Origin of the sequence: Streptomyces sp. B1I3 (assembly GCF_030816615.1) — a bacterium.
Classification (GTDB): Bacteria; Actinomycetota; Actinomycetes; order Streptomycetales; family Streptomycetaceae; genus Streptomyces.
On the sequence record NZ_JAUSYD010000001.1, the window covers coordinates 1,421,202 to 1,445,292 of the forward strand.

The 24,091-nt window shown below is 71.6% G+C and carries 18 protein-coding genes; 4 read left to right on the top strand and 14 right to left on the bottom strand.

The features are described from left to right. Nucleotides 1-3: 3 nt before the first annotated feature. The 14 genes from QFZ58_RS06700 to QFZ58_RS06765 form a co-directional block, all read right to left on the bottom strand. The gene (locus QFZ58_RS06700; RefSeq protein ID WP_307123985.1) at nt 4-852 is read right to left on the bottom strand and encodes a TatD family hydrolase; all 849 of its coding nucleotides are present in this window, start codon (nt 850-852) and stop codon (nt 4-6) included. Continuing rightward, a complete protein-coding gene (locus tag QFZ58_RS06705; RefSeq protein WP_307123986.1) occupies nt 852-1,475 on the bottom strand; it encodes an EboA domain-containing protein in 624 nt (207 codons plus the stop codon). The genes QFZ58_RS06700 and QFZ58_RS06705 overlap by 1 nt, the downstream gene beginning before the upstream one ends. Then, nucleotides 1,469-2,332 (bottom strand): sugar phosphate isomerase/epimerase, encoded by an 864-nt coding sequence (locus tag QFZ58_RS06710; RefSeq protein WP_307123987.1) that lies wholly within the window; start codon nt 2,330-2,332, stop codon nt 1,469-1,471. The genes QFZ58_RS06705 and QFZ58_RS06710 overlap by 7 nt, the downstream gene beginning before the upstream one ends. Continuing rightward, a complete protein-coding gene (locus tag QFZ58_RS06715) occupies nt 2,329-3,501 on the bottom strand; it encodes an SCO3242 family prenyltransferase (RefSeq protein ID WP_307123988.1) in 1,173 nt (390 codons plus the stop codon). Before QFZ58_RS06715 ends, QFZ58_RS06710 begins: the two co-directional genes overlap by 4 nt. Continuing rightward, nucleotides 3,498-4,616, bottom strand: a complete 1,119-nt coding sequence (locus QFZ58_RS06720) for an inositol-3-phosphate synthase (RefSeq protein ID WP_373428526.1) — start codon at nt 4,614-4,616, stop codon at nt 3,498-3,500. Before QFZ58_RS06720 ends, QFZ58_RS06715 begins: the two co-directional genes overlap by 4 nt. Nucleotides 4,617-4,706: 90 nt before the next feature. After that, nucleotides 4,707-8,417, bottom strand: a complete 3,711-nt coding sequence (locus QFZ58_RS06725; RefSeq protein ID WP_307123989.1) for a ThuA domain-containing protein — start codon at nt 8,415-8,417, stop codon at nt 4,707-4,709. Nucleotides 8,418-8,735: 318 nt separating this feature from the next. Continuing rightward, the gene (locus QFZ58_RS06730; RefSeq protein WP_307123990.1) at nt 8,736-9,740 is read right to left on the bottom strand and encodes a sugar phosphate isomerase/epimerase; all 1,005 of its coding nucleotides are present in this window, start codon (nt 9,738-9,740) and stop codon (nt 8,736-8,738) included. Between the two features lie 12 nt (nt 9,741-9,752). After that, nucleotides 9,753-10,985, bottom strand: a complete 1,233-nt coding sequence (locus tag QFZ58_RS06735; RefSeq protein ID WP_307123991.1) for a Gfo/Idh/MocA family protein — start codon at nt 10,983-10,985, stop codon at nt 9,753-9,755. 49 nt (nt 10,986-11,034) lie between these two features. Continuing rightward, the gene (locus QFZ58_RS06740; RefSeq protein WP_307123992.1) at nt 11,035-12,072 is read right to left on the bottom strand and encodes a substrate-binding domain-containing protein; all 1,038 of its coding nucleotides are present in this window, start codon (nt 12,070-12,072) and stop codon (nt 11,035-11,037) included. A 71-nt stretch (nt 12,073-12,143) separates the two neighbouring features. Beyond that, on the bottom strand, nt 12,144-13,193 hold the full coding sequence (locus QFZ58_RS06745; protein WP_307123993.1) for an ABC transporter permease: 1,050 nt from the start codon (nt 13,191-13,193) through the stop codon (nt 12,144-12,146). Beyond that, nucleotides 13,190-14,716: a sugar ABC transporter ATP-binding protein gene (locus QFZ58_RS06750; RefSeq protein WP_307123994.1), complete on the bottom strand. Its 1,527-nt coding sequence runs from the start codon at nt 14,714-14,716 to the stop codon at nt 13,190-13,192. The genes QFZ58_RS06745 and QFZ58_RS06750 overlap by 4 nt, the downstream gene beginning before the upstream one ends. A gap of 329 nt (nt 14,717-15,045) precedes the next feature. Continuing rightward, on the bottom strand, nt 15,046-16,227 hold the full coding sequence (locus QFZ58_RS06755) for an ROK family transcriptional regulator (RefSeq protein WP_307123995.1): 1,182 nt from the start codon (nt 16,225-16,227) through the stop codon (nt 15,046-15,048). A gap of 209 nt (nt 16,228-16,436) precedes the next feature. After that, entirely contained in the window at nt 16,437-17,114 is a 678-nt protein-coding gene (locus tag QFZ58_RS06760) for a GntR family transcriptional regulator (RefSeq protein ID WP_307123996.1), read from the bottom strand. A gap of 76 nt (nt 17,115-17,190) precedes the next feature. Continuing rightward, nucleotides 17,191-18,141 (bottom strand): beta-ketoacyl-ACP synthase III, encoded by a 951-nt coding sequence (locus tag QFZ58_RS06765; RefSeq protein WP_307123997.1) that lies wholly within the window; start codon nt 18,139-18,141, stop codon nt 17,191-17,193. Between the two features lie 265 nt (nt 18,142-18,406). On the opposite strand from QFZ58_RS06765, the gene QFZ58_RS06770 reads away from it, so the two are divergent. Genes QFZ58_RS06770 through QFZ58_RS06785 form a run of 4 tightly spaced genes read left to right on the top strand, consistent with a single transcriptional unit; the run spans nt 18,407 to nt 24,088 of the window. Then, nucleotides 18,407-19,399 carry a 2-dehydropantoate 2-reductase gene (locus QFZ58_RS06770; RefSeq protein ID WP_307123998.1) on the top strand — a complete coding sequence of 331 codons (993 nt, stop codon included), beginning with the start codon at nt 18,407-18,409 and terminating at the stop codon, nt 19,397-19,399. Beyond that, a complete protein-coding gene (locus QFZ58_RS06775) occupies nt 19,396-21,351 on the top strand; it encodes a molybdopterin oxidoreductase family protein (RefSeq protein ID WP_307123999.1) in 1,956 nt (651 codons plus the stop codon). The genes QFZ58_RS06770 and QFZ58_RS06775 overlap by 4 nt, the downstream gene beginning before the upstream one ends. Then, nucleotides 21,342-23,231, top strand: coding sequence for an NAD(P)H-dependent oxidoreductase subunit E (locus QFZ58_RS06780; protein ID WP_307124000.1), 1,890 nt, complete (start codon nt 21,342-21,344; stop codon nt 23,229-23,231). The genes QFZ58_RS06775 and QFZ58_RS06780 overlap by 10 nt, the downstream gene beginning before the upstream one ends. Then, on the top strand, nt 23,228-24,088 hold the full coding sequence (locus tag QFZ58_RS06785; protein WP_307124001.1) for a 2Fe-2S iron-sulfur cluster-binding protein: 861 nt from the start codon (nt 23,228-23,230) through the stop codon (nt 24,086-24,088). Before QFZ58_RS06780 ends, QFZ58_RS06785 begins: the two co-directional genes overlap by 4 nt. Nucleotides 24,089-24,091: the final 3 nt, after the last annotated feature.

Consider the following 24,091-nt stretch of genomic DNA (forward strand, 5'->3'; position numbering starts at 1 on the left):
CGCTCACTCACCGCCGCGGAGTATGGAGTTGCCCTCGTGCAGCGGGTCCGGGGCGGCGATGTCGAGCTGGAGCCGGCCGCTCTGCCCGTAGAAGGCGACCGGATTGCGCCAGAGGACCTTGTCGACGTCGTCCTCGTCGAAGCCGGCCTTCAGCATGGTGTCGGCGACCTTGCGGGTCTTCAGCGGGTCGCTCCTCCCCCAGTCGGCCGCCGAGTTGACGAGGATCCTGTCGGTGCCGTGGTTCCTGAGGACGGTGACCATGCGGTCCTCGTCCATCTTGGTGTCGGGATAGATGGAGAAGCCCGCCCAGCACCCGCTGTCCAGGGCGTCCCGCACCGTCGTCTCGTTGAGGTGGTCGAGGAGGACGAGCTCCGGGGCGAGATCGGACTCGCGCACGACGTCGATGGTGCGGTGGAGCCCGGCGAGCTTGTCGCGGTGCGGGGTGTGGACGAGCGCCGGCAGGCCGTGGTCGGCGGCGAGCTGCAGCTGGGCGGCGAGGGCGGTGTCCTCGGCCGGGGTCATGGAGTCGTAGCCGATCTCACCGACGGCGACGACGGAGTCCTTGACGAGGTAGCGGGGCAGGGCCTCCAGGACGGGGGTGCAGCGGGGGTCGTTCGCCTCCTTGGGGTTGAGCGCGAGCGTGCAGTGGTGCGCGATGCCGTACTGGGAGGCACGGAAGGGTTCCCAGCCGAGGAGGGCGTCGAAGTAGTCGAAGAAGCTGGCCGGGGAGGTGCGGGGCTGGCCGAGCCAGAAGGAGGGTTCGACGAGGGCCCGGACTCCCGCGTCGTACATCGCCTGGTAGTCGTCCGTGGTGCGGGAGGTCATGTGGATGTGGGGGTCGAAGATACGCATCAGGACTCCTCCGTGGGGGCGGGGGCCGGGGCCGTCAGGGCGAGGACGGTCCGCAGGCCGTCGGGGACGGCGCGGCCGGCGGCCGTGCGTTCGGCGGCGAAGTCACCGAGCATGCGCGCCAGTTCGGCGTCGCCGTGGGCGCGGTCGCCGAGCCGGTCGACGGTGTCGACGGGGACCTCGATGAAGAGGCATTTGAGGACTGCGTGCCGCCAGCCGTGGGCGTCCAGGTGCGTGGCGCCGTACGGGCCGACGGCCGCGGCGACCAGCCGGGGGTCGTTGGTGCGCAGGGCGTCCTCGACGAGTGGGAGCGCGGCAGGTCCCAGGTCCAGCCGGTGCAGCGTGAGGAGGACGGCGCGGCGCTCGGCGGCGGTGCCCTGCTCGTAGAGTCTGGTCACGGCGGACAGGCCGGCGCGGGCCTCGACGAGCAGCAGCGCACGTACGGAGTCGGCGTACTCGAGTCCGCAGTGCCTGCCCGCGGAGGCGAACCGCAGCTCCCAGGGCGGGTTGCCGGTGCCTGAGCCGGGGTGGGCCGCGGCGTGTGCGGCCTCGGCGAGCGCTTCGTCGAGCCATGCCCTCGCCGCTCCGCGGAGCCGCTCGTCGAGTTCCTTGCGATCGATCAGCACGGTGCGGCTCCGTTCGTGGTCCCGGAGGCCGGGCGCAGGAATTCGATGGAGCGGCGGGCGAGTTCGGGACCGGCGTGGGAGTGACGGGGCAGTTCGACGACGGTGAGTCCGCCGTAGCCGGTGGCGGCGAGGGCTTCGAGCACGGGCGGGAAGTCGATCTCCCCCTCCCCGAAGGGCAGGTGCTCGTGCACCCCGCGCCGCATGTCCTCGATCTGCACGTGGCGGAGCCAGGGCGCGGCCTCCTTGACACAGTCGGCGGGCGGGGCGGGTTCCAGGCACTGGCAGTGGCCGATGTCGAGGGTGAGCCCGAGGGGTTCCGGGTCCCCGAGGAGGGCGCGCAGGTGGTGGAAGTCGGCGAGCGTGGCCAGCAGGTGGCCGGGTTCCGGCTCGATGGCGAGGGGGACGCCGGCGCGGGCCGCGGCGTCCAGTACGGGGGCGAGCGCGTCGGTCAGCCGGTGCCAGGCGGTCTCCGCGGTGGTGCCCGGCGGGGTGATGCCGCTGAAGCAGTGCACGGCGTGGGCGCCCAGTCCGGCGGCCACGTCGACGGCCCGTACGAGCAGCGCGGTGCGGGCCGCGCGGGCGTCGGGATCCGGGTCGAGGAGGGAGGGGCCGTGTTTGCGGCGGGGGTCGAGGACGTAGCGGGCGCCGGTCTCGACGGTGACGCCGAGGCCCAGCGAGGAGAGCCTGCGCGCCACGTGGCGGGTGCGGGCCACGAGGTCGGGGGCGAGGGGGTCCAGGTGCATGTGGTCCAGGGTCAGCCCGACGCCGTCGTATCCGAGGTCGGCGAGGAGCCCGAGGGCGTCGTCGAGGCGGAGGTCGGTCAGGCCGTTGGTGCCGTAGCCGAGGCGGAGGCTCATGTCGGGCTCACCTTCCGTGCGAGCTTCCGGGCAAGGGGGACGAGCGCCATGACCGCGAGTCCGCCGAGCGGCGCCCCGGCCTTGGCGGCCAGCGCCGCCTGGAGCGGGATCATGGCGCGGATGCCGCCGCCGACGGCGCGCTGGGTGAGGGGCGGGGAGGGGTTGAGGGCCGCGTGGAGCAGGGGTGTCGCGGCGGTACGCAGGTAGGCGCCGGCGAACGCGGTGCGCAGGAGCCGGTGGGCGGCGGCGCCGGGCTTCTCGGCCCCGTCCCGGACCGCTATCGGCTGCTCACCCGCCACGGCGGCGGCGAGCGCGGCGGTGGCGGTGAGCGCCGCGAGGGGGACGGTGGTGGAGCCGCCCTGTGCCTCGTGGCGGGAGACCTCGGTGATGGCGTACGTGTGCGCGCCGAGCAGCAGGGCGGCCCGGACCGGCCGTGTCGTCACCGTCCTCGTCCTCGTCCTCGTCGGGCCGGGCGTACCCACCGCGGCCGGCGTGTGCGCCGGACCTGTCGTCCGCGCCGGGCCCGCGGCGCTCGCCCGGCCGGCGGCGCCCGCAGGGCCCGTCGCCCCCGCCCGGACCGACGGTCGCGGCCCGCCCGTCGCCGTCGCGCCGAGCATCAGGTCCAGTGAGCGGGCGGTGGCCATGGCGGCCGGGCCCAGCTTCGTGTGCTTGAGGCGCAGGTCGTAGGCCCACACCGTGGCTGCCAGGCCGGATGCGACCGCCAGGGCCGGCCGGCCCGCGCGGGCGGCGAGGGCCAGGCCCGCCATGGTCAGGGCGCCCGCCACGGCCAGCGCGGCGCCCGGGGCGATACGGCCGGAGGGGATCGGGCGGTGCGGTCGGTCGATGGCGTCCTCGTCGCGGTCCACCCAGTCGTTGAGGGCCATCCCCGCCTCGTAGAGGCACAGGGACGCGCCGACCGCGAGCACGGTGCCCCGGTCGGGGCGCCGGCCGGCGGCGGCCGCCCCGGCCAGCGCGTCCCCGGGGATGGTGAACAGCGCGGACACCCGCAGCAGTTCGGCCCAGGCGCGCAGGTCCGTCCGGATACGGCGCCTGTCCGGTGCGGGCGCAGTCCCGCCCGCACCGGACAGGCCGTGCGGGGGCGCCGCGGGGCGGGCGCCGAGCAGACCCGGCACGCCTGCCAGGGCGCCGAACAGCCGCAGCGGGTTCACCGGGCGGCCCGCAGGCGCCCGGCGAAGTCCACCAGCGCCGCGTACTGTTCGGACAGCCCGGCCGGTCCGCCGTCCGGGTCCTTGAAGTAGAAGCCCAGCTCTGGGCGTGGCCCGGCCAGGCCGGCCTCGTGGGCGCGGGCCAGCAGCCGGGCGAGGTCGAGGACCAGCGGGGCGGCCAGGGCCGAGTCGCACCCCTGCCAGATCGTCTGGAGGATCATCCGCGAGCCGAGGAAGCCGTCGAAGGCGATGTGGTCCCAGGCCGTCTTCCAGTCCCCCATCGCCGGTACGTCGTCGATGTGGACCTCGCCCTCGGGGGCGGCGCCGAGCGTGTCGGCGAGCACCCGCGCCTTGCCCGCGTTCTTGGCGGCCGCGGCCGCCGGGTCGGCCAGCGCCGCCCCGTCGCCACCGCCCAGCAGGTTCGTGCCCGACCAGGCACGGACCGGCAGGGCCCGCTGGACGAACATCGGGGCGAGGACGGAACGGAGCAGCGTCTGGCCCGTCTTGCCGTCGCGGCCGGCGTGGGGGAGTCCGCAGGACGCCACGGCGTCCTGGAGGTGTGGGCTGTGCAGTCCGGTGGAGGGGGTGAAGTTGGCGTAGGCGCAGCCGGCGCGGAGGGCGGCTGCCGCGTAGAGGGAGCTGGCGGGCAGGCGTGTGTCGTCGTCGCCGGGTGCGGGCTCGGTCGATGCGACGTTGATGACGACCGTGCGGGCCAGGGAGTGGCGCCGCGCGAAGTCGCCGAGGTCGTCGGCGAACGCGGTGATGAGTTCCGCGTCGGTGCGGGTGTCACCGGGCAGGGGCCCGCCCGTGCGTATCTCCGCGTCGGCCGCCGTCAGTTCGGCCTCGACGGCGGAGGGCAGTCCGTGCGGGAGGACTCCGCCGGCCGCGAGTGCCTCGGCCCGCTTGGGCAGCGGGCAGTCGAGGGTGTCGTGTCCGCCGAAGACGAGGGAGGCCAGGGGTGGCAGCCCGCTGCCCGCGAAGGGCGGTGTCTCGGTGACCATGCCGGTCGCCGGGTGGAGGCCCGCCGCGACGGCGGCGCACCCCGCGGTGGCGGTGGTGGCGACGGAGCCGCGTGCTCCGATGAACCAGACTCCGGTACGAACGGCCTGTGCGGTCACGGACTGCCTCCCTGGGGGGATGAAGAGGGGGTGGAGGACGGTGGGCGGGGAGGGCGTGCTCCCCGCCCACCGCCGGCAGAGGCGGCCGCCCTACGTCGAGGGCAGCTCCTTCAGCTGGATGTTGCGGAAGGACACCTGGTCGTCGGCCCCGTGGTTCTGCAGGCCGATGTAGCCCTCCTTGAGGCTGCGGACCGGATCGGTGTTGGTGAAGTCGTTGATCTTCGCTCCGTTGAGGAAGACCTGGAGACGTTCGCCCTGGACCCGGATCTCGTAGCTGTTCCACTGGCCGGGCGGCCGCAGGACACGGTCGCGGGCCTTGAGGTCGGCCGACTTGAAGGTGTAGACGGCCCCGGTCGTGCGGTCCGCCGCGTCCGTGGCGTCGATCTGGACCTCGTAGCCCTTGTTCACCGCGGACCACGGGTCGTCGGACTCGGGGAAGCCGACGAAGACGCCGGAGTTGTCGTCGCCCGCCATCTTCCAGTCGAGCTTCAGCGAGTAGGAGTTCAGCTCCTTGGCCTGGTAGGTCAGCAGGCCCATGCCGCCCTGGGAGCGCAGTTCGCCGTCCACGACGTCGAACTTGCCGGGACCGCCCTGCTTCCATCCCTCCAGCGTCTTGCCGTTGAAGAGGGGCCGGTAGCCGGTGTCCGGCCTGCAGTCGGCCTTGACCTGGCCGGCCGCGTAGCGCAGCCCGCCGAGCAGGTGTGCGCGCATGGCCGGTTCGGCGTAGGACTCCTTGGTGTGGCCGAGGCCGGTGTAGAAGGAGCGGCCGCCCTGGTAGGCCTGGCACCAGGAGATCGGGTGGTCGCCCTTCATGGTGCCGCCGGTGTAGGTGGTCTCGTCGAGTGTGGCGAGGACCTGGGCCTTGTCCCGGGGGTTGGTGCGGTAGTTGTACCACTCGTCGGTGTGGTCCCAGGCCTCGTCCAGGTGCGCGGTCGCGGGGTGGTCGTGGTTCTCCACCCGGACGGTCGCGGGCTGGATCTGCGGGTGGGAGGAGAAGTACGCGCCGACGAGGCCGCCGTAGAACTCCCAGTCGTACTCGGTGTCGGCGGCGGCGTGGACGCCCATGTAACCGCCTCCGGTGGCGACGAAGTTCTCGAACGCCTTCTGCTGGGCGGTGTCGAGGACGTCACCCGTCGTCGAGAGGAAGACGACGGCGTCGTAGCGTGCCAGGTTGCTGGTGGTGAACTGGCCGGCCTCCTCTGTGGAGTCGACGGTGATGTTGGTGTCCTTGCCCAGCTCCTTCAGTGCGGCGATGCCGGTCGGGATCGAGTCGTGCCGGAAGCCGCCGGTCTTGGAGAAGACCAGGACGCGCTTGGCGGTCCGGTCGACCGGGCTGTCGGAGAGGCTGAAGTCGTCGACGTCGTAGAGCGCCCCGTCGCCGCCCTTGAAGACCAGGTAGAGCTCCGTGGCCTTCTTCGGGGCGCCGCGCAGCGGAACGTCGACGTCCTGGAACGTGTCCCAGCTGCCGGTCACCGGTATCGGTGCCGAGCCGAGGATCTTGCCGGTGGGCGACCCCGCACGCACCTCCAGGAAGCCTCCCGCGCCTGCGGAGGACGTACGGGCGGTGAGCTTGGTCGTGCCGTCGAGGATGTACGGGGTGAAGGAGATCCAGTCGTCGTTGTGGATGTCCCCGACGGTCCGGCCGCCGTGGGCGCTCGTCTTGCTCGGCGTGGTGATGCCGGAGGAGTTGTCGTAGTGCTCGGCCTGGCGGTGGCGCGGCTGGAGCTTGGCCTGGTCCCGGCCGGTCAGTGCGGCCTGGCCGCCTCCGCCGCCGTCGGTGTAGGACGCGGAGATGCCGCCGTAGATGTTGGCGTTCGGGTCGTGCCCGCCTTCCATCGCGGTCTTGACGGTGCCTTCGCAGCCGTGCTCGGTGGTGATGTCGTGCCCGTGGCTGTCGTGGCCCAGGGTGAACTTGACCTCGACCTTGGCGCAGTCGACGACGCCGTCCTCCGGGTCCTTGACGGTCACCTTGAAGGGAACCTCGTCACCGAACTCGAACATCTGGCCGTCGGCCGGGAACTGCATGTCCACGATGGGCGCGGTGTTGCCGACCGTCACGTGCACGCTGGCCGATCCGGTGCGCCCCGTGGGGTCCTTGGCGGTCACGGTGGCGGTGTAGGTGCCGTTCTTCTTGTACGTGTACGAGGGGTTGGCGGCCGTGGAGGTGCCCCCGTCGCCGAAGTCCCAGGCATACGTCAGGGCGTCGCCGTCACCGTCGGTGGTGCCGGCCGAGGAGAAGTTCACCCGGAGCGGTGCCACGCCGGAGGTCTTGTTCGACGAGGCCTCGGCGATGGGCGAGCGTCCGCCGGTGGCGTTCTCGATGCGGTACAGCGCCGAGTGCTCGTCGCCGCCGAACCAGGAGAGGCCGTAGTCCAGGACGTACAGCGCCCCGTCGGGCCCGAACGCCATGTCCATCACCTGTGTCCCGGTCCACGGGATGTCGTTGATGGACTGGACGGCGCCGTCGGCGTCCTGCTCGATCCGCTTGATCCACTGGCGGCCGAACTCTCCGGCGAAGACGTCCCCGTCGTAGGCCTCCGGGAACTTGACGGGTGAGTCGAGGTCCGCGTCGTAGTGGTAGACGGGCCCGCCCATCGGGGACTCGGAGCCGGTGCCGAACTCCGGTACGGACGCGCCGTCGTACGGGATCCAAGCGGCCTGCGCGGGCGGCAGGTCGACCAGGCCGGTGTTGTGCGCCGACTCGTTCTTCGGGGCCGCGCAGTCGAAGGCCGGTCCGGACGTCTGCGTCGCGAAGTCGTAGTCCCGGTAGGCGTCGTTGTCGCCGGTGCAGTAGGGCCAGCCGAAGTTTCCGGGTTTGGTCACCCGGGCGAACTCGACCTGTCCGGCGGGTCCGCGGTTCGGGTCTGCGGCACCCGCGTCGGGGCCGTAGTCACCGACGTACAGGATGCCGGTCGCCTTGTCGACACTGAAGCGGAAGGGGTTGCGGAAGCCCATCGCGTAGATCTCGGGGCGCGTCCTGTCCGTGCCCGGCGCGAAGAGGTTGCCCTCCGGGACGGTGTACGAGCCGTCGTCGGCCACCTTGATGCGCAGGATCTTCCCGCGGAGGTCGTTGGTGCTGCCCGCGGTGCGGCGGGCGTCGAACGCCGGGTTGCGGTCGGGCCGGTCGTCGAGCGGCGAGAAGCCGTCGGAGGCGAACGGGTTGGAGTCGTCGCCCGTGGAGAGGTAGAGGTTGCCCTGCGCGTCGAAGTCGATGTCGCCGCCCACGTGGCAGCACATGCCACGGGTGGTCGGGATGTCGAGGATCTTCTTCTCGCTGGCGTTGTCGAGGGTGCCGTCCTCGTTCAGCACGAAGCGGGAGAGGCGGTTCACACCGTCGAACTTCGCGAAGTCGGCGGCGGTGCCGTTCTCCGGCGCGTCGCCGGCGGGGGTGTCCAGCGGGGGCGCGTAGTAGAGGTAGATCGCCCGGTTCTCCGCGAAGCCGGGGTCGACCCCCACCCCTTGGAGGCCCTCCTCGTCGTGCGAGTAGACGGGGAGGGTGCCGGAGATCCGGGTGTTGCCCGCGCTGTCGGTGATCCGCAGCTCGCCACTGCGCGAGGTGTGCAGCACGCTGCGGTCGGGCAGCACGGCCAGCGAGATGGGCTCGCCGGTCTCGGCGGCGCCCTTGGCGAGCGTGACCTGCTGGAAGTCCTCGGCGGCGGCGTCCTGTGCGGCCGGGGAGACCGGGGTGCCGGCGGCGGTGGCGGGCGAGGAGCCCAGGGTGAGGGTGGCGGCTGCGAGCAGTCCACCGGTGAACAGGGCGAGTGTTTTTCGGGCGCGGAGCCGTTTGCTGCTTCTGTGCACGTGCGTCCTCCGGGAGGTGCCGGTTGCTCGGGCGGGTGCGTTTCTGCCGTTCCGCGCGGGGACTGCCGCGCTCGTCACCAGGGGCGGGTGAGCCCCTGGTGACGCGAGTCATGTCGTGTACACGTAGTGGACCGTAGCTGGGTTCGTCCGGTACGGAAAGCCCTTGTGCGGGTTGTGCGTCGAGCTTTTTCCCGCGTGTGGACAAAGGCGGTTTCGGGCATGGCGAACCGCCCGGCGGGCTTGACGTCGTCGAGCCACGTCGAGCCCCGCCGGCGATCGAGGCGCGGGGTCCCGGGGGCGGAGCCCCGGGACCCCGGACTACTCGCCGCCCCCGAACGCCGCGTCGAACGACGCGCTCGGCGGGTCGAAGTCGAACCGCTTCAGCGACGTGAGCGCCTCGGGCGCCCCCGTCAGCCGGTCCATGCCCGCGTCCTCCCACTCCACCGAGACCGGCCCCTGGTAGCCGATCGACCGGAGCATCCGGAAGACGTCCTCCCACGGCACGTCGCCGTGTCCGGCCGAGACGAAGTCCCAGCCGCGCCTCGGATCACCCCACGGCAGGTGGGATCCGAGACGCCCGTTGCGTCCGTCGAGGCGCTTTCGGGCCTCCTTGCAGTCCACGTGGTAGATCCGGTCCCGGAAGTCGTAGAGGAAGCCCACCGGGTCGAGGTCCTGCCACACGAAGTGGCTCGGGTCGAAGTTCAGCCCGAACGCGGGGCGGTGGTCCACGGCCTCCAGGGCCCGGTGCGTGGTCCAGTAGTCGTACGCGATCTCGCTCGGATGCACCTCGTGGGCGAAGCGCACCCCCTCCGCGTCGAAGACGTCCAGGATGGGGTTCCACCGCTCCGCGAAGTCCTCGTACCCGCGCTCGATCATGTGCGGTGGAACCGGCGGGAACATGGCGACCGTGTGCCAGATCGAGGAGCCGGTGAACCCGATGACCGTGTCGACGCCGAACGCGGCCGCCGCGCGGGCGGTGTTCCTGATCTCCTCGGCGGCCCGGCGGCGCACACCTTCGGCGTCCCCGTCCCCCCAGATCCGGGCGGGCAGGATGCCCTGGTGGCGTTCGTCGATCGGGTGGTCGCAGACGGCCTGACCCACCAGGTGGTTCGAGACGGCCCAGCACTTCAGGCCGTACTTGTCGAGCAGCTGCCGCCGCCCGTCCAGGTAGCCGGGGTCCGCCAGCGCCTTGTCGACTTCGAAGTGATCACCCCAGCAGGCGAGTTCGAGTCCGTCGTAACCGAATTCCCGGGCGAGCCGGCAGACCTCCTCCAGTGGCAGGTCGGCCCACTGGCCGGTGAAGAGGGTGAAGGGACGGGGCATGCGCCCAACCTCCTAGAAAGGGACCGGAGTGAGTACGGAGTTCTTGGCGGCGCTCTCCTCGACGGCGGCGAGCACCCGCTGCACCTGGAGGCCGTCGGCGAACGACGGCACAGGAGCGGCTCCTTCGGCGATCGTGCACACCACGTCACGGGCCTGGTGGACGAAGGTGTGCTCGTAGCCCAGTCCGTGGCCCGGCGGCCACCACGCCTCCAGGTAGGGGTGCTCGGGTTCCGTGACCAGGATCCGCCGGAAGCCGGCGGAGGTCGCGGGCTCCGTGTGGTCGTGGAAGGAGAGTTCGTTGAGCCGTTCCAGGTCGAAGGCGATCGAGCCCAGCTCTCCGTTGATCTCCAGCCGCAGGGCGTTCTTGCGGCCGGCCGCCATCCGGGTCGCCTCGAACGAGGCCAGCGCGCCGGAGGCCAGCCGCCCGGTGAACAGGGCCGCGTCGTCGACGGTGACCACCCCCCGTGCGGCACCGTCGGCGATGCCCGTGAGCCCGGCCGCGGAACCGGCGAGCACGGGCCGTTCCCGTACGAACGTCTCGCTCAGCGCCGACACACCGACCAGCAGCTCGCCGGCGAGGTACTGGGCGAGGTCGACGATGTGCGCCCCGAGGTCTCCCAGCGCACCCGAGCCGGCGTGCTCGCGCTCCAGCCGCCAGGTGAGGGGTGACTCGGGGTCGACCAGCCAGTCCTGGAGGTAGGTGGCCCGTACGTGCCGCAGGCGGCCCAGCCGGCCCTCCGCGATCAGGGAGCGGGCGTACGTGATGGCGGGCACCTTGCGGTAGTTGAAGCCGACGAGCGCCACCTGACCGCGGGCCGCGGCCCGCTCGGCGGCCTCGGCCATGGCCTCCGCCTCGGCGACCGTGTTGGCGAGCGGCTTCTCGCACAGCACGTGCTTGCCCGCCTCCAGCGCGGCGATGGCGATCTCCGCGTGGCTGTCGCCGGGTGTGCAGATGTCGACCAGCTGCACGTCGTCCCGGAGGATCAGGGCGCGCCAGTCGGTCTCAGCCGCCGCCCAGCCGTGGCGGGCCGCGGCGGCCTCGACGGCCGTACGGTCGCGTCCGCAGATCGCGGCGAGAGCGGGCCTCACCGGCAGGTCGAAGACGTGTCCCGCGGTCCGCCACCCCTGCGAGTGGGCGGCCCCCATGAACGCGTATCCGACCATGCCGACCCCGAGTGTCGTCGTCGGTCGCTCAACCGGCGGCGGTGCCTCGGTCTCCTGCTCCGTCTCTTCCCTACGGGCCATGCGGGCTTCCTCCTCGTCGGTGGTTCGGTGGCGGCAGCACGGTGCGGGATCAGCTGAAGCCCGTCGGCAGGTACTGGTCGACGTTGTCCTTGGTGACGACGGCCGAGTACAGGGTCAGCGAGCTCGGGATCTCCATCTCGGAGAGGCCTGCGATGCCCTTGCTCTGGCCGAGGGCGCGGGCCAGGTCGATGGCGGACGCGGCCATCGTCGGCGGGTACAGGACGGTGGCCTTCAGGACGCTGTTGCCGGCCTTGATGGCGTCCATCGCGGACTTCGCCCCGGCGCCGCCGACCATGATGAACTCGTCGCGGCCCGCCTGCTGGATGGCGCGCAGGGCTCCCACGCCCTGGTCGTCGTCGTGGTTCCACAGGGCGTCGAACTGCTTCTGCGCCTGGAGGAGCTGGGCCATCTTCGCCTGCCCGGACTCCACGGTGAAGTCCGCTGCCTGACGGGCCACCAGCTTCACGTTGGAGTAGTTCTTCAGCGCGTCGGCGAAGCCCTGGCTGCGCTGCTTGGTGAGCTCCAGATTGTCGATGCCCGCGAGCTCGACGACCTTGGCGTCGGCCTTGCCCTTGAGCTGCTCGCCGATGTAGTGCCCGGCGTTGAGCCCCATGCCGTAGTTGTCGCCGCCGACCCAGCAGCGGTAGGCCTGCGGGGAGGCGAAGACGCGGTCGAGGTTGACGACGGGGATGCCCGCCTTCATGGCCTCCAGGCCGACCTGGGTAAGTGCCTTCCCGTCCGCGGGGAGGACGACGAGGACATCGACCTTCTTGTTGATGAGGGTCTTGACCTGGCCGATCTGCGCTGCGGTGTCGTTGGAGCCCTCGGTGATCTCCAGGGTCACCTCGGAGTACTTCTCCGCCCGGGACTTGGCGTTCACGTTGATCGCGTTGAGCCAGCCGTGGTCGGCCTGGGGCCCGGCGAAGCCGATGGTGACGGGCGTGCCCGGCTTGTCGTCGGCGGCCGGCTGATTGCTCTGCGCGGTCGCCTTCTCCTTGGGCTCGTTGCTGGTACAGGCGGTGAGGAAGGCTCCCGCGGAGACGGCCGCGGTGCCGAAGAGCAGTCCTCTACGGCTGGTTTCTGGCATGGCTGTCAAACCCTTCATCCGGTGCGTGGCATGCGGAACAGCGGGCGGGGCGTGGGTGGACCGGGAGTCGCTCAGGTCTCGCCGTGGCGCGAGGTGCGGCGCTGGACCAGGACGGCGGCGACGATGATCGCGCCCTTGGCGATCTGCTGGACATCGCTCTGGAGGTTGTTGAGCGCGAAGATGTTGGTGATCGTGGTGAAGACGAGGACACCGAGCACGGAGCCGACGATCGTTCCGCGGCCCCCGCTCAGGAGGGTGCCACCGATGATCGCGGCGGCGATGGCGTCGAGTTCGTACAGGTTGCCGTTGGTGTTCTGGCCCGATCCCGACAGGATGATCAGCATGAAGGCGGCGATGCCGCAGCACAGGCCGGAGAGCAGGTAGAGGTAGAGCCGCTGGCGGCGTACGTCGATGCCGGCCAGCCGGGCGGCTTCGGCGTTGCCGCCGACCGCGACCGTGCGGCGCCCGAAGGTCGTCCGGTTCAGGATCAGCCATCCGGCCACGGTCACCGCGGCGAAGACGAGGACGAGCGGCGGGATGCCGAGGACGTACGCGTCGGGCAGGCCGAGGTCGAGGACGGACTGGACCGTCACGATCTGCGTCTTGCCGTCGGTGATCTGGAGGGCGAGTCCGCGGGCGGAGGCGAGCATCGCCAGGGTCGCGATGAACGGCACCATGCCGCCGTACGCGATGAGCAGCCCGTTGACCAGCCCGGCGGCGAGCCCGACGACCACGGCGGTGAAGAGGATGCCCGCGAAGCCGTACTCCTGGGTGGCGAGTGTGGTCGCCCACACGGAGGCGAGGGCGACCATCGCTCCGACGGACAGGTCGATGCCGCCGCTGGTGATGACGAAGGTCATGCCGACGGTGACGACCCCGATGACGGACGACTGCGTCAGGATCAGCTGGAGGTTCCCGGTGTCCAGGAACGCGTCCGGTTCGGTGAAGCCGCCGACGGCTATCAGGACGGCGAGGACGCCGAGCAGCGACAGGTTGCGGACGTCGGCGCGCACACCGAGTGCGCGCAGGCCGCCGCCCTGCTTCGGAGCCGGAGCGGCGGGGCCGGTCAGGGGCGCCTTCTCCGGCCCGTGGTGCTGCGCCGACGTTGCGGGCTGTGTCATGTCGTCGGGCTCCCTTCCATGACGAGGTCGAGTACACGGTGCTCGTCGAGCTCCCGGGCGTCGGCCGTGTGCACGACCCGGCCTTCACGGAGCACCAGCACCCGGTCGGCGAGGCCCAGCACTTCGGGCACTTCGCTGGAGACGAGCAGGACGGCGAGGCCTTCGTCGGCCAGCCGGCGGATCACGGCGTAGAGCTCGGCGCGGGCGCCGACGTCGACTCCGCGGGTGGGTTCGTCGAGCAGCAGAACCTTGCAGCCCCGCAGCAGCCAGCGGGCCAGGACCGCCTTCTGCTGGTTGCCGCCGGACAGGGTGCGGACGGCCGCGTCCGGGTTGTCGGGGCGCAGGGAGAGCTCCCGGGTGGCTGCCCTGGCGGCCGCGCGCTCGGCTCCCCGGTCGACCCAGCCGGCGCGGGCGAAGCGGGAGAGGGAGGAGACGGAGACGTTGCGGGTGACCGATTCGGTCAGCAGGAGGGCCTGTGCCTTGCGTTCCTCCGGGGCGAGCCCGATCCCCGCGGCGACGGCGGCCCGCACACTGCCGGGGCGCAGCGGTGTGCCGGCGACGGTGACGCGGCCCGTGGCCGGCTTGCGGGCGCCGTAGACGGTCTCCAGGATCTCGGAGCGTCCTGAGCCGACGAGACCCGCGAGGCCGACGATCTCGCCCGGCCTCAACTCCAGGTCCAGGGGCTCGAACTCACCCTTCCTGGAGAGGCCCTCGATCGTGAGTACGGGGTCGGCGGCGGGAGGTCCGAAGCCGGGTTCGGGACGCGGCGGAAACACGTACTCGACGTTGCGGCCGGTCATCATGGCAACGATGTCCCGGGTCGGGGTGGACTCGGCGGGGAGGCCGACGGCGACGGCCCGGCCGTCCTTGAGGACGGTCACCCGGTCACCGATGCGGCGGATCTCCTCCAGCCGGTGGGAGATGTAGACGACGGCCACACCGTCGGCGGTGAGGCCGTCGACGATGCGGAAGAGGTTGTCCACCTCGTCGGGGTCGAGCGCGGCGGACGGCTCGTCCATCACGATGAGCCGCACGTCGTGGGAGAGCGCCCGTGCCATGGAGACGATCTGCTGGTGGGCGGCGGACAGGTCACCGACCGCGCGCGCGGGGTCGATCTCCGGGTGGCCGAGGCGCTTCAGGAGCGCGGCGGCGGCGGCCTTGGCCTCGCGGGTGCGGACGACGAAGCCGGCGGTGGTGGGCTCGTGGCCCAGAAAGACGTTCTCCGCGACGGACAGGCCCCGCACCAGGTCGAGTTCCTGGTAGATGGTGGCGATGCCCAGGCGCATCGCGGTGATCGGCGAGGAGAGCTGGACGGGCTCGCCGCGCCAGGTGATGGCGCCGTCGTCCGGCTGGTGGGCCCCGGCAAGCACCTTGATGAGGGTGGACTTTCCGGCGCCGTTCTGACCGAGGAGGCAGTGCACTTCGCCGGCCTGGACCTCCAGGTCCACGCCGTCGAGGGCGCGCACACCGGGGAACGATTTGGTGATGCCGGACATCGTGAGCAGGGGTGGTTCTGGTGCCATGACGAATCCCCTCGGCGAATGGGGTCTCCCCTGCTCGAGCGAAGCCGAGAGCGTGGGGAAGGCCGGTGAGCGGGCAGGGCGCAGTGCCGGCGGTGCCGTACTGCTGACGGAACTGCTGGTCGGTGCTGCGGGGGGCGGTACTCGGTACGGGCTGTGCGCGGAGACTGCTGCGGGGGCGGTACTCGGTACGGGCTGTGCGCGGAGACTGCTGCGGGGGCGGTACTCGGTACGGGCTGTGCGCGGAGACTGCTGCGGGGGGCGGTACTCGGTGCGAACTGCTTACGGAGACTGCTGCGGGGCGCTTGCCGAACGGCGCACCGGCCCGGACGTCAGGCCGGCGAGAACAGGTGGTCGCTGATGAGTCTGGCCGCGCCGGTCACTCCGGCGACCGGCCCCAGCTCACCGAGGACGATGGGGAGGTTGCCCGTGGCCAGCGGGAGGGACTGCCGGTAGACCTGGGTGCGGATGCTGGCCAGCAGATTGTGGCCGAGCCCGGTCACTCCGCCGCCGATCACGACGAGCCCCGGGTTGAAGAAGCTGACGAGTCCCGCGATGACCTGTCCGACCCGGTTGCCGCCCTCGCGGATCAGGTCCAGGGCGGTGGGATCACCCGCCGCCGCGGCGGCCGCCACGTCGACGGCCGTGAGTCTTCCGGACGCGTCCAGCCGGGCCGCGAGCTCCACCGACAGGCCGGCACGGGCCGCGTCCTCGGCGTCGCGGGCGAGCGCCGCCCCGCTGAAGTGGGCTTCCAGGCAGCCCCGGTTGCCGCAGGCGCAGGCGCGCCCGTCGGGTTCCACCTGGATGTGGCCGATGTCGCCCGCGCTGCCCGTCGTCCCGCGGTAGACCTCGCCGCCGACGACGATGCCGCAGCCGATGCCGGTACCGATCTTGACGCAGAGGAAGTCGCCCACGGAACGGGCGACACCCGCGTGCTGCTCCCCCATCGCCATCAGGTTCACGTCGTTGTCGACCATGACGGGGCAGCCGAGTTCCTGGCTGAGTGCCTCCCGGACCGGGAAGCCGTCCCAGCCGGGCATGATCGGCGGTGCGACCGGGACGCCTTCGGGGAAGCGGACCGGCCCCGGTACGCCGATGCCGGCTCCGTCGAATCCCTCGGCGAGCCCGGAGACCCGGAGCTTGGCCGCCATGGCCAGCACCTGTTCGAAGATGGCGACGGGGCCCTCGCGTACGTCCATGGGGTGGTTGAGGTGTCCGAGAACCTCCAACTCGGCGTTGGTGACGGCCACGTCGACGGAGGTGGCGCCGATGTCGACGCCGAGGAAACGCAGTTCGGGGGCGAGCCGGATGTTGTGCGAACGACGCCCGCCTCGGGAGGCCGCCAGGCCGTCGGCGACGACGAGCCCGGTCTCCAGGAGACGGTCCACCTCGACGGCGAGCTTGGATCGCGAGAGGTCGACCTGGTCGCCCAGCTGCGCACGGGAGTTGGGTCCGTCGTCACGCAGGAGCCTCAGCAGTCGCGCCTGGTGTGTGTTCGCGGGTCGTGCCGTCATGCGTCTCACGCGTCCCTCCCCGCCACATCGGCCAGTCCGTCGGGCTTTCGAGGGGAACGTAGCAGCGGTTTACCCGAGTGGGAAGAAGTTGCGCATGAATCCGATCCAACTTTCTCCACACTCAGGACAAAGATGCGCCCCGGCGGACACACAGGGAGGCGGGCACGGAGAAGGCCGGGGCGGCGGCCCCGGCCTTCGTCACCGAGCGCTCAGTGTCCCTCGCGCTGGTGGTACGTCGTGCGCGTGTGCTCCGTGTGCGCCCGCATGACCTCGGTCGCGCGCTGTTCGTCACGGGAGGAGATCGCCTCGATCAGCGCGCGGTGCTCGATCCATGACTGGGTTCCGCGCTGCCGTGCCACCGGCGTGTAGTACCAGCGGACCCGGCGGTCCACCTGCGCCGCCAGCTCGGACAGGACGACGTTGCCGGCCAGCTCCATGACCTTGGCGTGGAAGGCGGCGTTCGTGACGACCGCCAGGTCCACGTCGTCGGCGGCCACCGCACGCTCACCCTGGGAACAGAGCTCTTCGAGGGCCTCGATGCCCGCCCGGCCGGAATTCGCCGCGGCGAGCCGGGCGGCCTCCGCCTCCAGGAGCGTACGCACGGAGAGCAGTTGGTCCGCCTCCTCCTCGGTGGGCTCGTGGACGAAGGCACCCTGCGCGGGACGCAGATCGACCCAACCCTCGGTGTTCAGCCGCTGGAGGGCCTCCCGCACCGGCTGGCGCGACACCCCGAGGTGGCCGGCCAGTTCGCTCTCCACGAGATGCCGGCCGGGGCCGAGCGCCCGCGTGGTGATCAGCTCGAGCAGCGCCTCGTAGACGCGCTCGCGCAGAGGACCGGGCCGCTCCAGCTTCGGCACCGTTCCTTGCGGCAGTCCTGCGGACAACATCGCGGTCCCCCTCCGGGCGCCGGGCAATTGCCTATCGTCTACAGTCTACCGAGCACAATGCCCTGGCGGGGCATGCTCAGGGGATACGAATCACTTGACCGGCGTACGAGAGGTTCCCGCCGAAGCCGAAGAGCAGGGCGGGAGCGCCGCTCTCGACCTCACCCCGCTCGACCAGCTTGGACAGTGCCATGGGGATCGACGCGGCCGAGGTGTTGCCGGAGTCCACCACGTCCCGGGCGATGACCGCGTTGACCGCTCCGATCCTCCTGGCGACGGGTTCGATGATCCGCAGGTTGGCCTGGTGCAACACGACGGCGGCGAGCTCCTCGGGAGTGACACCGGCCCGCTCGCAGACCGTGCGGGCGATGGGCGGCAACTGCGTCGTGGCCCAGCGGTAGACGGACTGCCCCTCCTGCGCGAAGCGCGGGGGGGTGCCCTCGATCCGCACGGCGTTGCCCATGCCGGGGACCGAGCCCCACAGGACGGGGCCGATCCCGGGCCGGCCGCCCGCGTCCGGGTCGGCGGTGACGACGGCGGCGCCCGCTCCGTCCCCCATCAGGACGCAGGTGGAGCGGTCGGTCCAGTCGACGATGTCGCCCATCTTGTCGGCGCCGATGACGAGGGCGCGGCTCGCGGCACCGGCCCGGATCGCGTGGTCGGCGGTGGCCAGCGCATGGGTGAAGCCGGAGCAGACGACGTTGATGTCCATCACGGCCGGCGAGCCCATGCCCAGGCGTGCGGCGACCCGGGCCGACATGCTCGGCGACCGGTCGATCGCCGTGGACGTGGCGACGAGAACCAGATCGATGTCGGCGGGCTGCAGTCCGGCCGTCGCGAGCGCCTTGGCCGCCGCGTGCGCCGCCAGCTCGTCGACCGGCTCGTCGGGACCGCCCAAGTGCCGGGTCCTGATGCCGACACGACTGGTGATCCACTCGTCGCTGGTGTCGACCATGGCCGCCAGGTCGTGGTTGGTGAGGACCTTGGCGGGCTGGTAGTGGCCGAGCGCCACGACACGTGAGCCGGTCATGTACGGGTTCCCCTCGCTACGAATGGCAGGAGTTCACCAGTCTTGGTTGCTACCGATCGGTACAGAGGCATGTAACCCGACAGGAATCCGGCCCCAGCCTTGGAGCGTCTCGAACAGCCCCGCGGGAACTTCTGGCGAGACTCCGGGAACGACGCGAGAAGGGCACCCGCTGTCACGAGTATTGACCCGCTTCGAAGGCATACTGTAGACAATATTCTGTCGACTTGACACCCTCGCTCGGTCCTCTCACCGAACGGAGAGCCCTGTGAAAGTCGCAGTTGTCGGCGCCGGTGCCATCGGTGCCTATGTCGGGGCCGCGCTGCACCGCGCCGGCGCCGAGGTCCACCTCATCGCCCGGGGTCCGCACCTGGCGGCCATGCGCCGCGACGGCGTGCGTGTGCTCAGCCCGCGCGGCGACTTCACCGCCCGGCCCGCCGCCACCGACGACCCGTCGGACGTCGGGCCCGTCGACTACGTCTTCCTCGGCCTCAAGGCCAACTCGTACGCACGCTCGGGCCCTCTGGTCCATCCGCTGATGCACGAGCGCACCGCCGTGGTCGCGGCACAGAACGGCATCCCCTGGTGGTACTTCCACGGCCTGCCCGGGCCCTACACCGGGCGCCGCCTCGACAGCGTCGACCCGGCGGGCTCGGTGAGCGCCACCCTGCCGCCGGAACGCGCCATCGGCTGCGTCGTCTACGCCGCCACGGAGATCGAGGCACCCGGCGTCGTACGCCACCTCGAAGGCACCCGGTTCTCCATCGGCGAGCCGGACCGCTCGGTGTCCACCCGCTGCCTGGACTTCAGCGAGGCCATGGTCGCGGGCGGGCTCAAGTGCCCCGTCGAACCCGACCTGCGCGACGACATCTGGATCAAGCTGCTCGGCAACATCTCCTTCAACCCGATCAGCGCGCTGGCCCGGGCCACCATGGGCCAGATCTGCCGCCACCCGGACACCCGCGCACTCGTGGAGTCGATGATGCGCGAGACCCTCACGGTGGCGGCCGCCGTCGGCTGCCACCCGCAGATCTCCGTGGAGCGGCGCATCGCGGGCGCGGAGCGCGTCGGTGACCACAAGACCTCGACCCTCCAGGACCTGGAGAAGGGCAAGCCCCTCGAACTCGACGTGCTGCTCGCGGCCGTCGTCGAGCTGGCCACGCTGGCCGAAACACCCGTCCCGACGCTGCGCGCCGTGCACGCACTCGCCGATCTCCTCGCCACCACCTCATCCTCGGCCCCAGCAGGGAGCGCGCCATGAACAGCGACCGCACGGGCGGCCCGAACCGCAAGGGCCGCCGCCCCAAGACGTACGAACGCCTCACCCACCCCCTCGTCCGGGGAAGCGACGGCGTGCTGCGCCGCGCGAGCTGGGAGGAGGCACTGGACCGGGCCGCTGCCGGGTTCCGGCGGACCCGGGACGCATACGGTCCCGACGCCTTCGCGATGCTGTCCTGCGCCCGTGCCACCAACGAGATGAACTACGTGGCACAGAAGTTCACCCGCGTCGTCATGGGCACCAACAACGTCGACTCCTGCAACCGCACCTGCCACGCACCCAGCGTCGCCGGCCTCTCCGCCGCCTTCGGTTCCGGCGGCGGAACCTCCTCGTACGAGGAGGTCGAGCACACCGACCTGATCGTGATGTGGGGATCCAACGCCCGCCTCGCGCACCCGATCTTCTTCCAGCACGTGCTGAAGGGCATCCGCAACGGGGCCCGGATGCACGCCGTCGACCCGCGTCGCACCTCGACCGCCGAGTGGGCGGAGAGCTGGCTCGGCCTCGATGTCGGCACCGACATCCCGCTGGCCCACGCCATCGGCCGCGAGATCATCCACGCGGGCCTGGTCAACCAGGCGTTCGTGCGGCGCGCGACCACCGGGTACGAGGAGTACGCCGCGCTCGTCGAGCCCTGGACCCTCACCGCCACCGAGAAGGTGACCGGCGTGCCGGCCCGGGCGATCCGGGAGCTCGCCCACGCCTACGCCACGGCCGAACGGGCCCAGCTGTGCTGGACGCTGGGCATCACCGAACACCACAACGGAATCGACAACGTCCGGGCGCTGATCAACCTCTCCCTGCTCACCGGACACGTCGGCCGGTACGGCTCCGGCGTCCAGCCCCTGCGCGGGCAGAACAACGTGCAGGGAGGTGGCGACATGGGCGCCATCCCCAACAAGCTGCCCGGCTTCCAGGACATCCTCGACACGCCGTCGCGGCAGAAGTTCGAGCGTTCCTGGGACGCGGTCATCCAGCCCCGGTACGGCAAGACGCTGACCGAGATGTTCGAGGCGATGGAGACGGGCGAACTGCGCGCCGTCTACTGCATCGGGGAGAATCCGGCACAGTCGGAGGCCGACAGCGACCAGGCGATACGCCGGCTGACGTCCCTCGACCACCTCGTGGTGCAGGACATCTTCCTGACGAGGACCGCCGGGCTGGCCGACGTCGTCCTGCCCGCCACGGCCGCCTGGGCGGAGACGGACGGCACGACGACCAACAGCGAACGGCGGGTGCAGCGGGTACGGGCCGCACTCGTGCCGCCCGGCGAGGCCCGCGAGGACATCGACATCATCTGCGCCATGGCCGGGCGCCTGGGCCACGCATGGAAGTTCGAGGGCGCCGAGGCCGTGTGGAACGAGCTGCGCTCCCTGTCCCCCGACCACTTCGGGATGACGTACGAGCGGCTGGCCGAGCACCAGGGGCTGCAGTGGCCCTGTCCCGATACCGAGGAGCTGCCGTCCAGCTTCCTGCACGCCCGGCTCTGGGAGACCGATCCGGTGCGGCGCGGTCCGGCCGCGCCCTTCGGCCTGGTGCGGCACGACCCGCCGGTCGACCTCACCGACGAGTCCTACCCGCTGCGCCTCACGACCGGGCGGCGACTGGACTCGTACAACACAGGTGTCCAGAGCGGAAGTTACGCCTCCCCGTTGCGCCGGGGCGAGTACATCGAGCTCTGCCCCGAGGACGCGGAGTCGTACGGCGTCTCCGTGGGTGAGGAGGTGCGGGTGTCCTCCCGGCGCGGCAGTGTCACCGCGCCCGTCTGGATCGATCCGGGGCTGCGGCCTGGCCTGGCCTTCATGACGATGCACTTCCCGGACGAGGTCGACACCAACCAGCTGACCATCGAGGCGAACTGCCCGATCGCCGGTACCGCCGAGTTCAAGGCCTCCGCCGTACGGATAGAGAAGCTGGTGCCCGCATGGACCTGAGATTCACCGACGCCGCACCCGACGCGGCCGAACGGGCCGCCGTGGACGACCTGCTGGGTCCACCGCCGTCCGGCTGGGAGGGCGGAACCGGACGCAGCGACGCGGACCTGCGCTGGGCGAGGGGTGGCGCCTCGGCTGCCAAGGACCGCCGCGACCAGTTGCTCCCCGCCCTGCACGCGGTCAACGACCGGGTGGGCTGGATCAGTGAGGGCGCGCTCAACTACATCTGCCGCCGGCTCACGGTGGCCCCGGCCGAGGCGTACGGCGTCGCGACGTTCTACGCGATGTTCTCCGTGCGGCCCCGCCCCGCGAAGGTGCTGCACGTCTGCACGGACCTGGCCTGCGCCGCCCGGGGTTCGGCAGCCCTGCGCGCCGAGCTGACGGACCGCATGGGATCGCCGGGCTCCCCGGCCGACGGCACGGTCTGGCAGGAGAGCCCCTGCCTGGGCCTGTGCGAACGCGCCCCGGCCGCACTGCTGCTACGGGCCGGCCAGGACCCGGCGCGGGACGGCCAGGACCCGGCGCCGGCCGGAGCGGACGGCTCCCGTCGCGCCGCGGTCGTCGCCCCCGCCACCGCGGCCGCCCTCGTCACCGCCGCCCGCGCCCCGGAGAAAGCCCCCCAGGAGCCTCCCGCCACCGCAGCCGTCCCCCAGGCCGGCGATCCCGCCCTCGTCCTCCTCAGGCGCATCGGCGTCGTGGACCCCGCCTCCCTGGACGACTACCGCGCACGCGGCGGCTACGCGGCCCTGCGCCGCGCCTTCGCGCTGGGCCCGTCGGGCGTCGTCCGCGAGGTCCTGGACGCCGGCCTGGTCGGCCGGGGCGGCGCCGCCTTCCCCACCGGACGCAAGTGGCAGGCCACGGCCCAGCAGGCCGACGGCCCCCACTACCTGGTCTGCAACGCCGACGAGAGCGAACCGGGCACCTTCAAGGACCGGGTGCTGATGGAGGGCGACCCGTACGCCCTGGTCGAGGCCATGACGATCGCCGGGTTCGCGATCGGCGCCCACCACGGGTACGTCTATCTGCGCGGCGAGTATCCCCGCGCGTACGAGTGTCTGAGTCACGCCGTGGCGAGCGCCCGCACCCGGGGGCTGCTGGGTCCCGATGTCCTCGGGCAGGGGTACGCCTTCGACATCGAGATCCGGCGCGGCGCGGGTGCGTACATCTGCGGCGAGGAGACCGCGATCTTCAACTCGATCGAAGGGCAGCGCGGCGAGCCGCGCTCCAAGCCGCCCTTCCCGGTGGAGAAGGGCCTCTTCGGGAAGCCGACCGCGGTGAACAACGTGGAGACCCTCGTCAACGTGCTGCCGATCCTCGAGCACGGAGCCGCCGCGTACGCCGCGACCGGCACGGGGACGTCCACCGGCACCAAACTGTTCTGCGTCTCCGGGCAGGTGGACCGCCCCGGCGTCTACGAACTGCCGTTCGGCGCGAGCCTGCGGGAGCTCCTCGTCCTCGCCGGGCCTCCTGAACGCCTGCGGGCGGTCCTCCTGGGCGGCGCCGCGGGCGGCTTCGTACGCCCTGACGAACTGGACGTCCCGCTCACCTTCGAGGGCACCCGCGCGGCCGGGACGACGCTGGGGTCCGGGGTGGTCCTGGTCCTGGACGAGTCGGTGGAACTCCCCCGTGTCCTGCTGCGCATCGCGGAGTTCTTCCGCGACGAGTCGTGCGGCCAGTGCGTGCCCTGCCGGGTGGGGACGGTCCGCCAGGAGGAGGCGCTCCACCGGATCGTGGACCGCACGGGCGCCGGGGCCGCCGACGACATCGCGCTGATGAGAGAGGTGGGGCAGGCCATGCGGGACGCCTCGATCTGCGGTCTGGGACAGACCGCCTGGAACGCCGTGGAGTCCGCCATCGACCGTCTGGGGGTCTACAAGTGACCGCTGTGCCGCTGCAGCCGCCGCGCCGCCTCGTCCCTTTCACGCTCGACGGCACGGAGACCCGGGTCCCGGAGGGCTCGACGATCCTGGACGCCTGCCGGTCGGCGGGCACGGACATCCCGACGCTGTGCCAGGGCGACACGCTCACCCCGAAGAACGCCTGCCGGGTGTGCGTGGTCGAGGTGGAAGGCGCCCGCACGCTCGCCCCGGCCTGCTCCCGGCGCGCCGAGGAGGGTATGACGGTGCTGACGGACACCGAACGGGTCCGGCACAGCCGGAAGGTGGTCCTGGAGCTGCTGGCCTCCTCCACGGATCTGTCGACGACCCCGCGGGCCGCCGAGTGGATCAAGGAGTACGAGGCGAAGCCCGGCCGCTTCGGTGCGGACGCCGCCCGGGTCGACGAGCAGCCGAAGATCGACAACGACCTCTACGTCCGTGACTACGACAAGTGCATCCTCTGCTACAAGTGCGTCGACGCCTGCGGTGAGCAGTGGCAGAACACGTTCGCCATCGCCGTCGCGGGGCGCGGTTTCGACGCGCGCGTCTCCACCGAGCACGACGCCCCGCTCACCGACTCGGCCTGTGTCTTCTGCGGCAACTGCATCGAGGTGTGCCCCACGGGTGCTCTGTCGTTCAGCACGGAGTTCGGCATGCGTGCCGCCGGGACGTGGGACGAGCCGGCCCAGACGCGCACGACGACCGTCTGCGCCTACTGCGGCGTCGGCTGCAACGTCACACTGCACGTGCAGGAGAACGAGATCGTCAAGGTCACCTCGCCCCACGACAACCCGGTGACCCATGGCAACCTCTGTATCAAGGGCCGCTTCGGCTTCCAACACGTACAGAATCGGGATTGACGG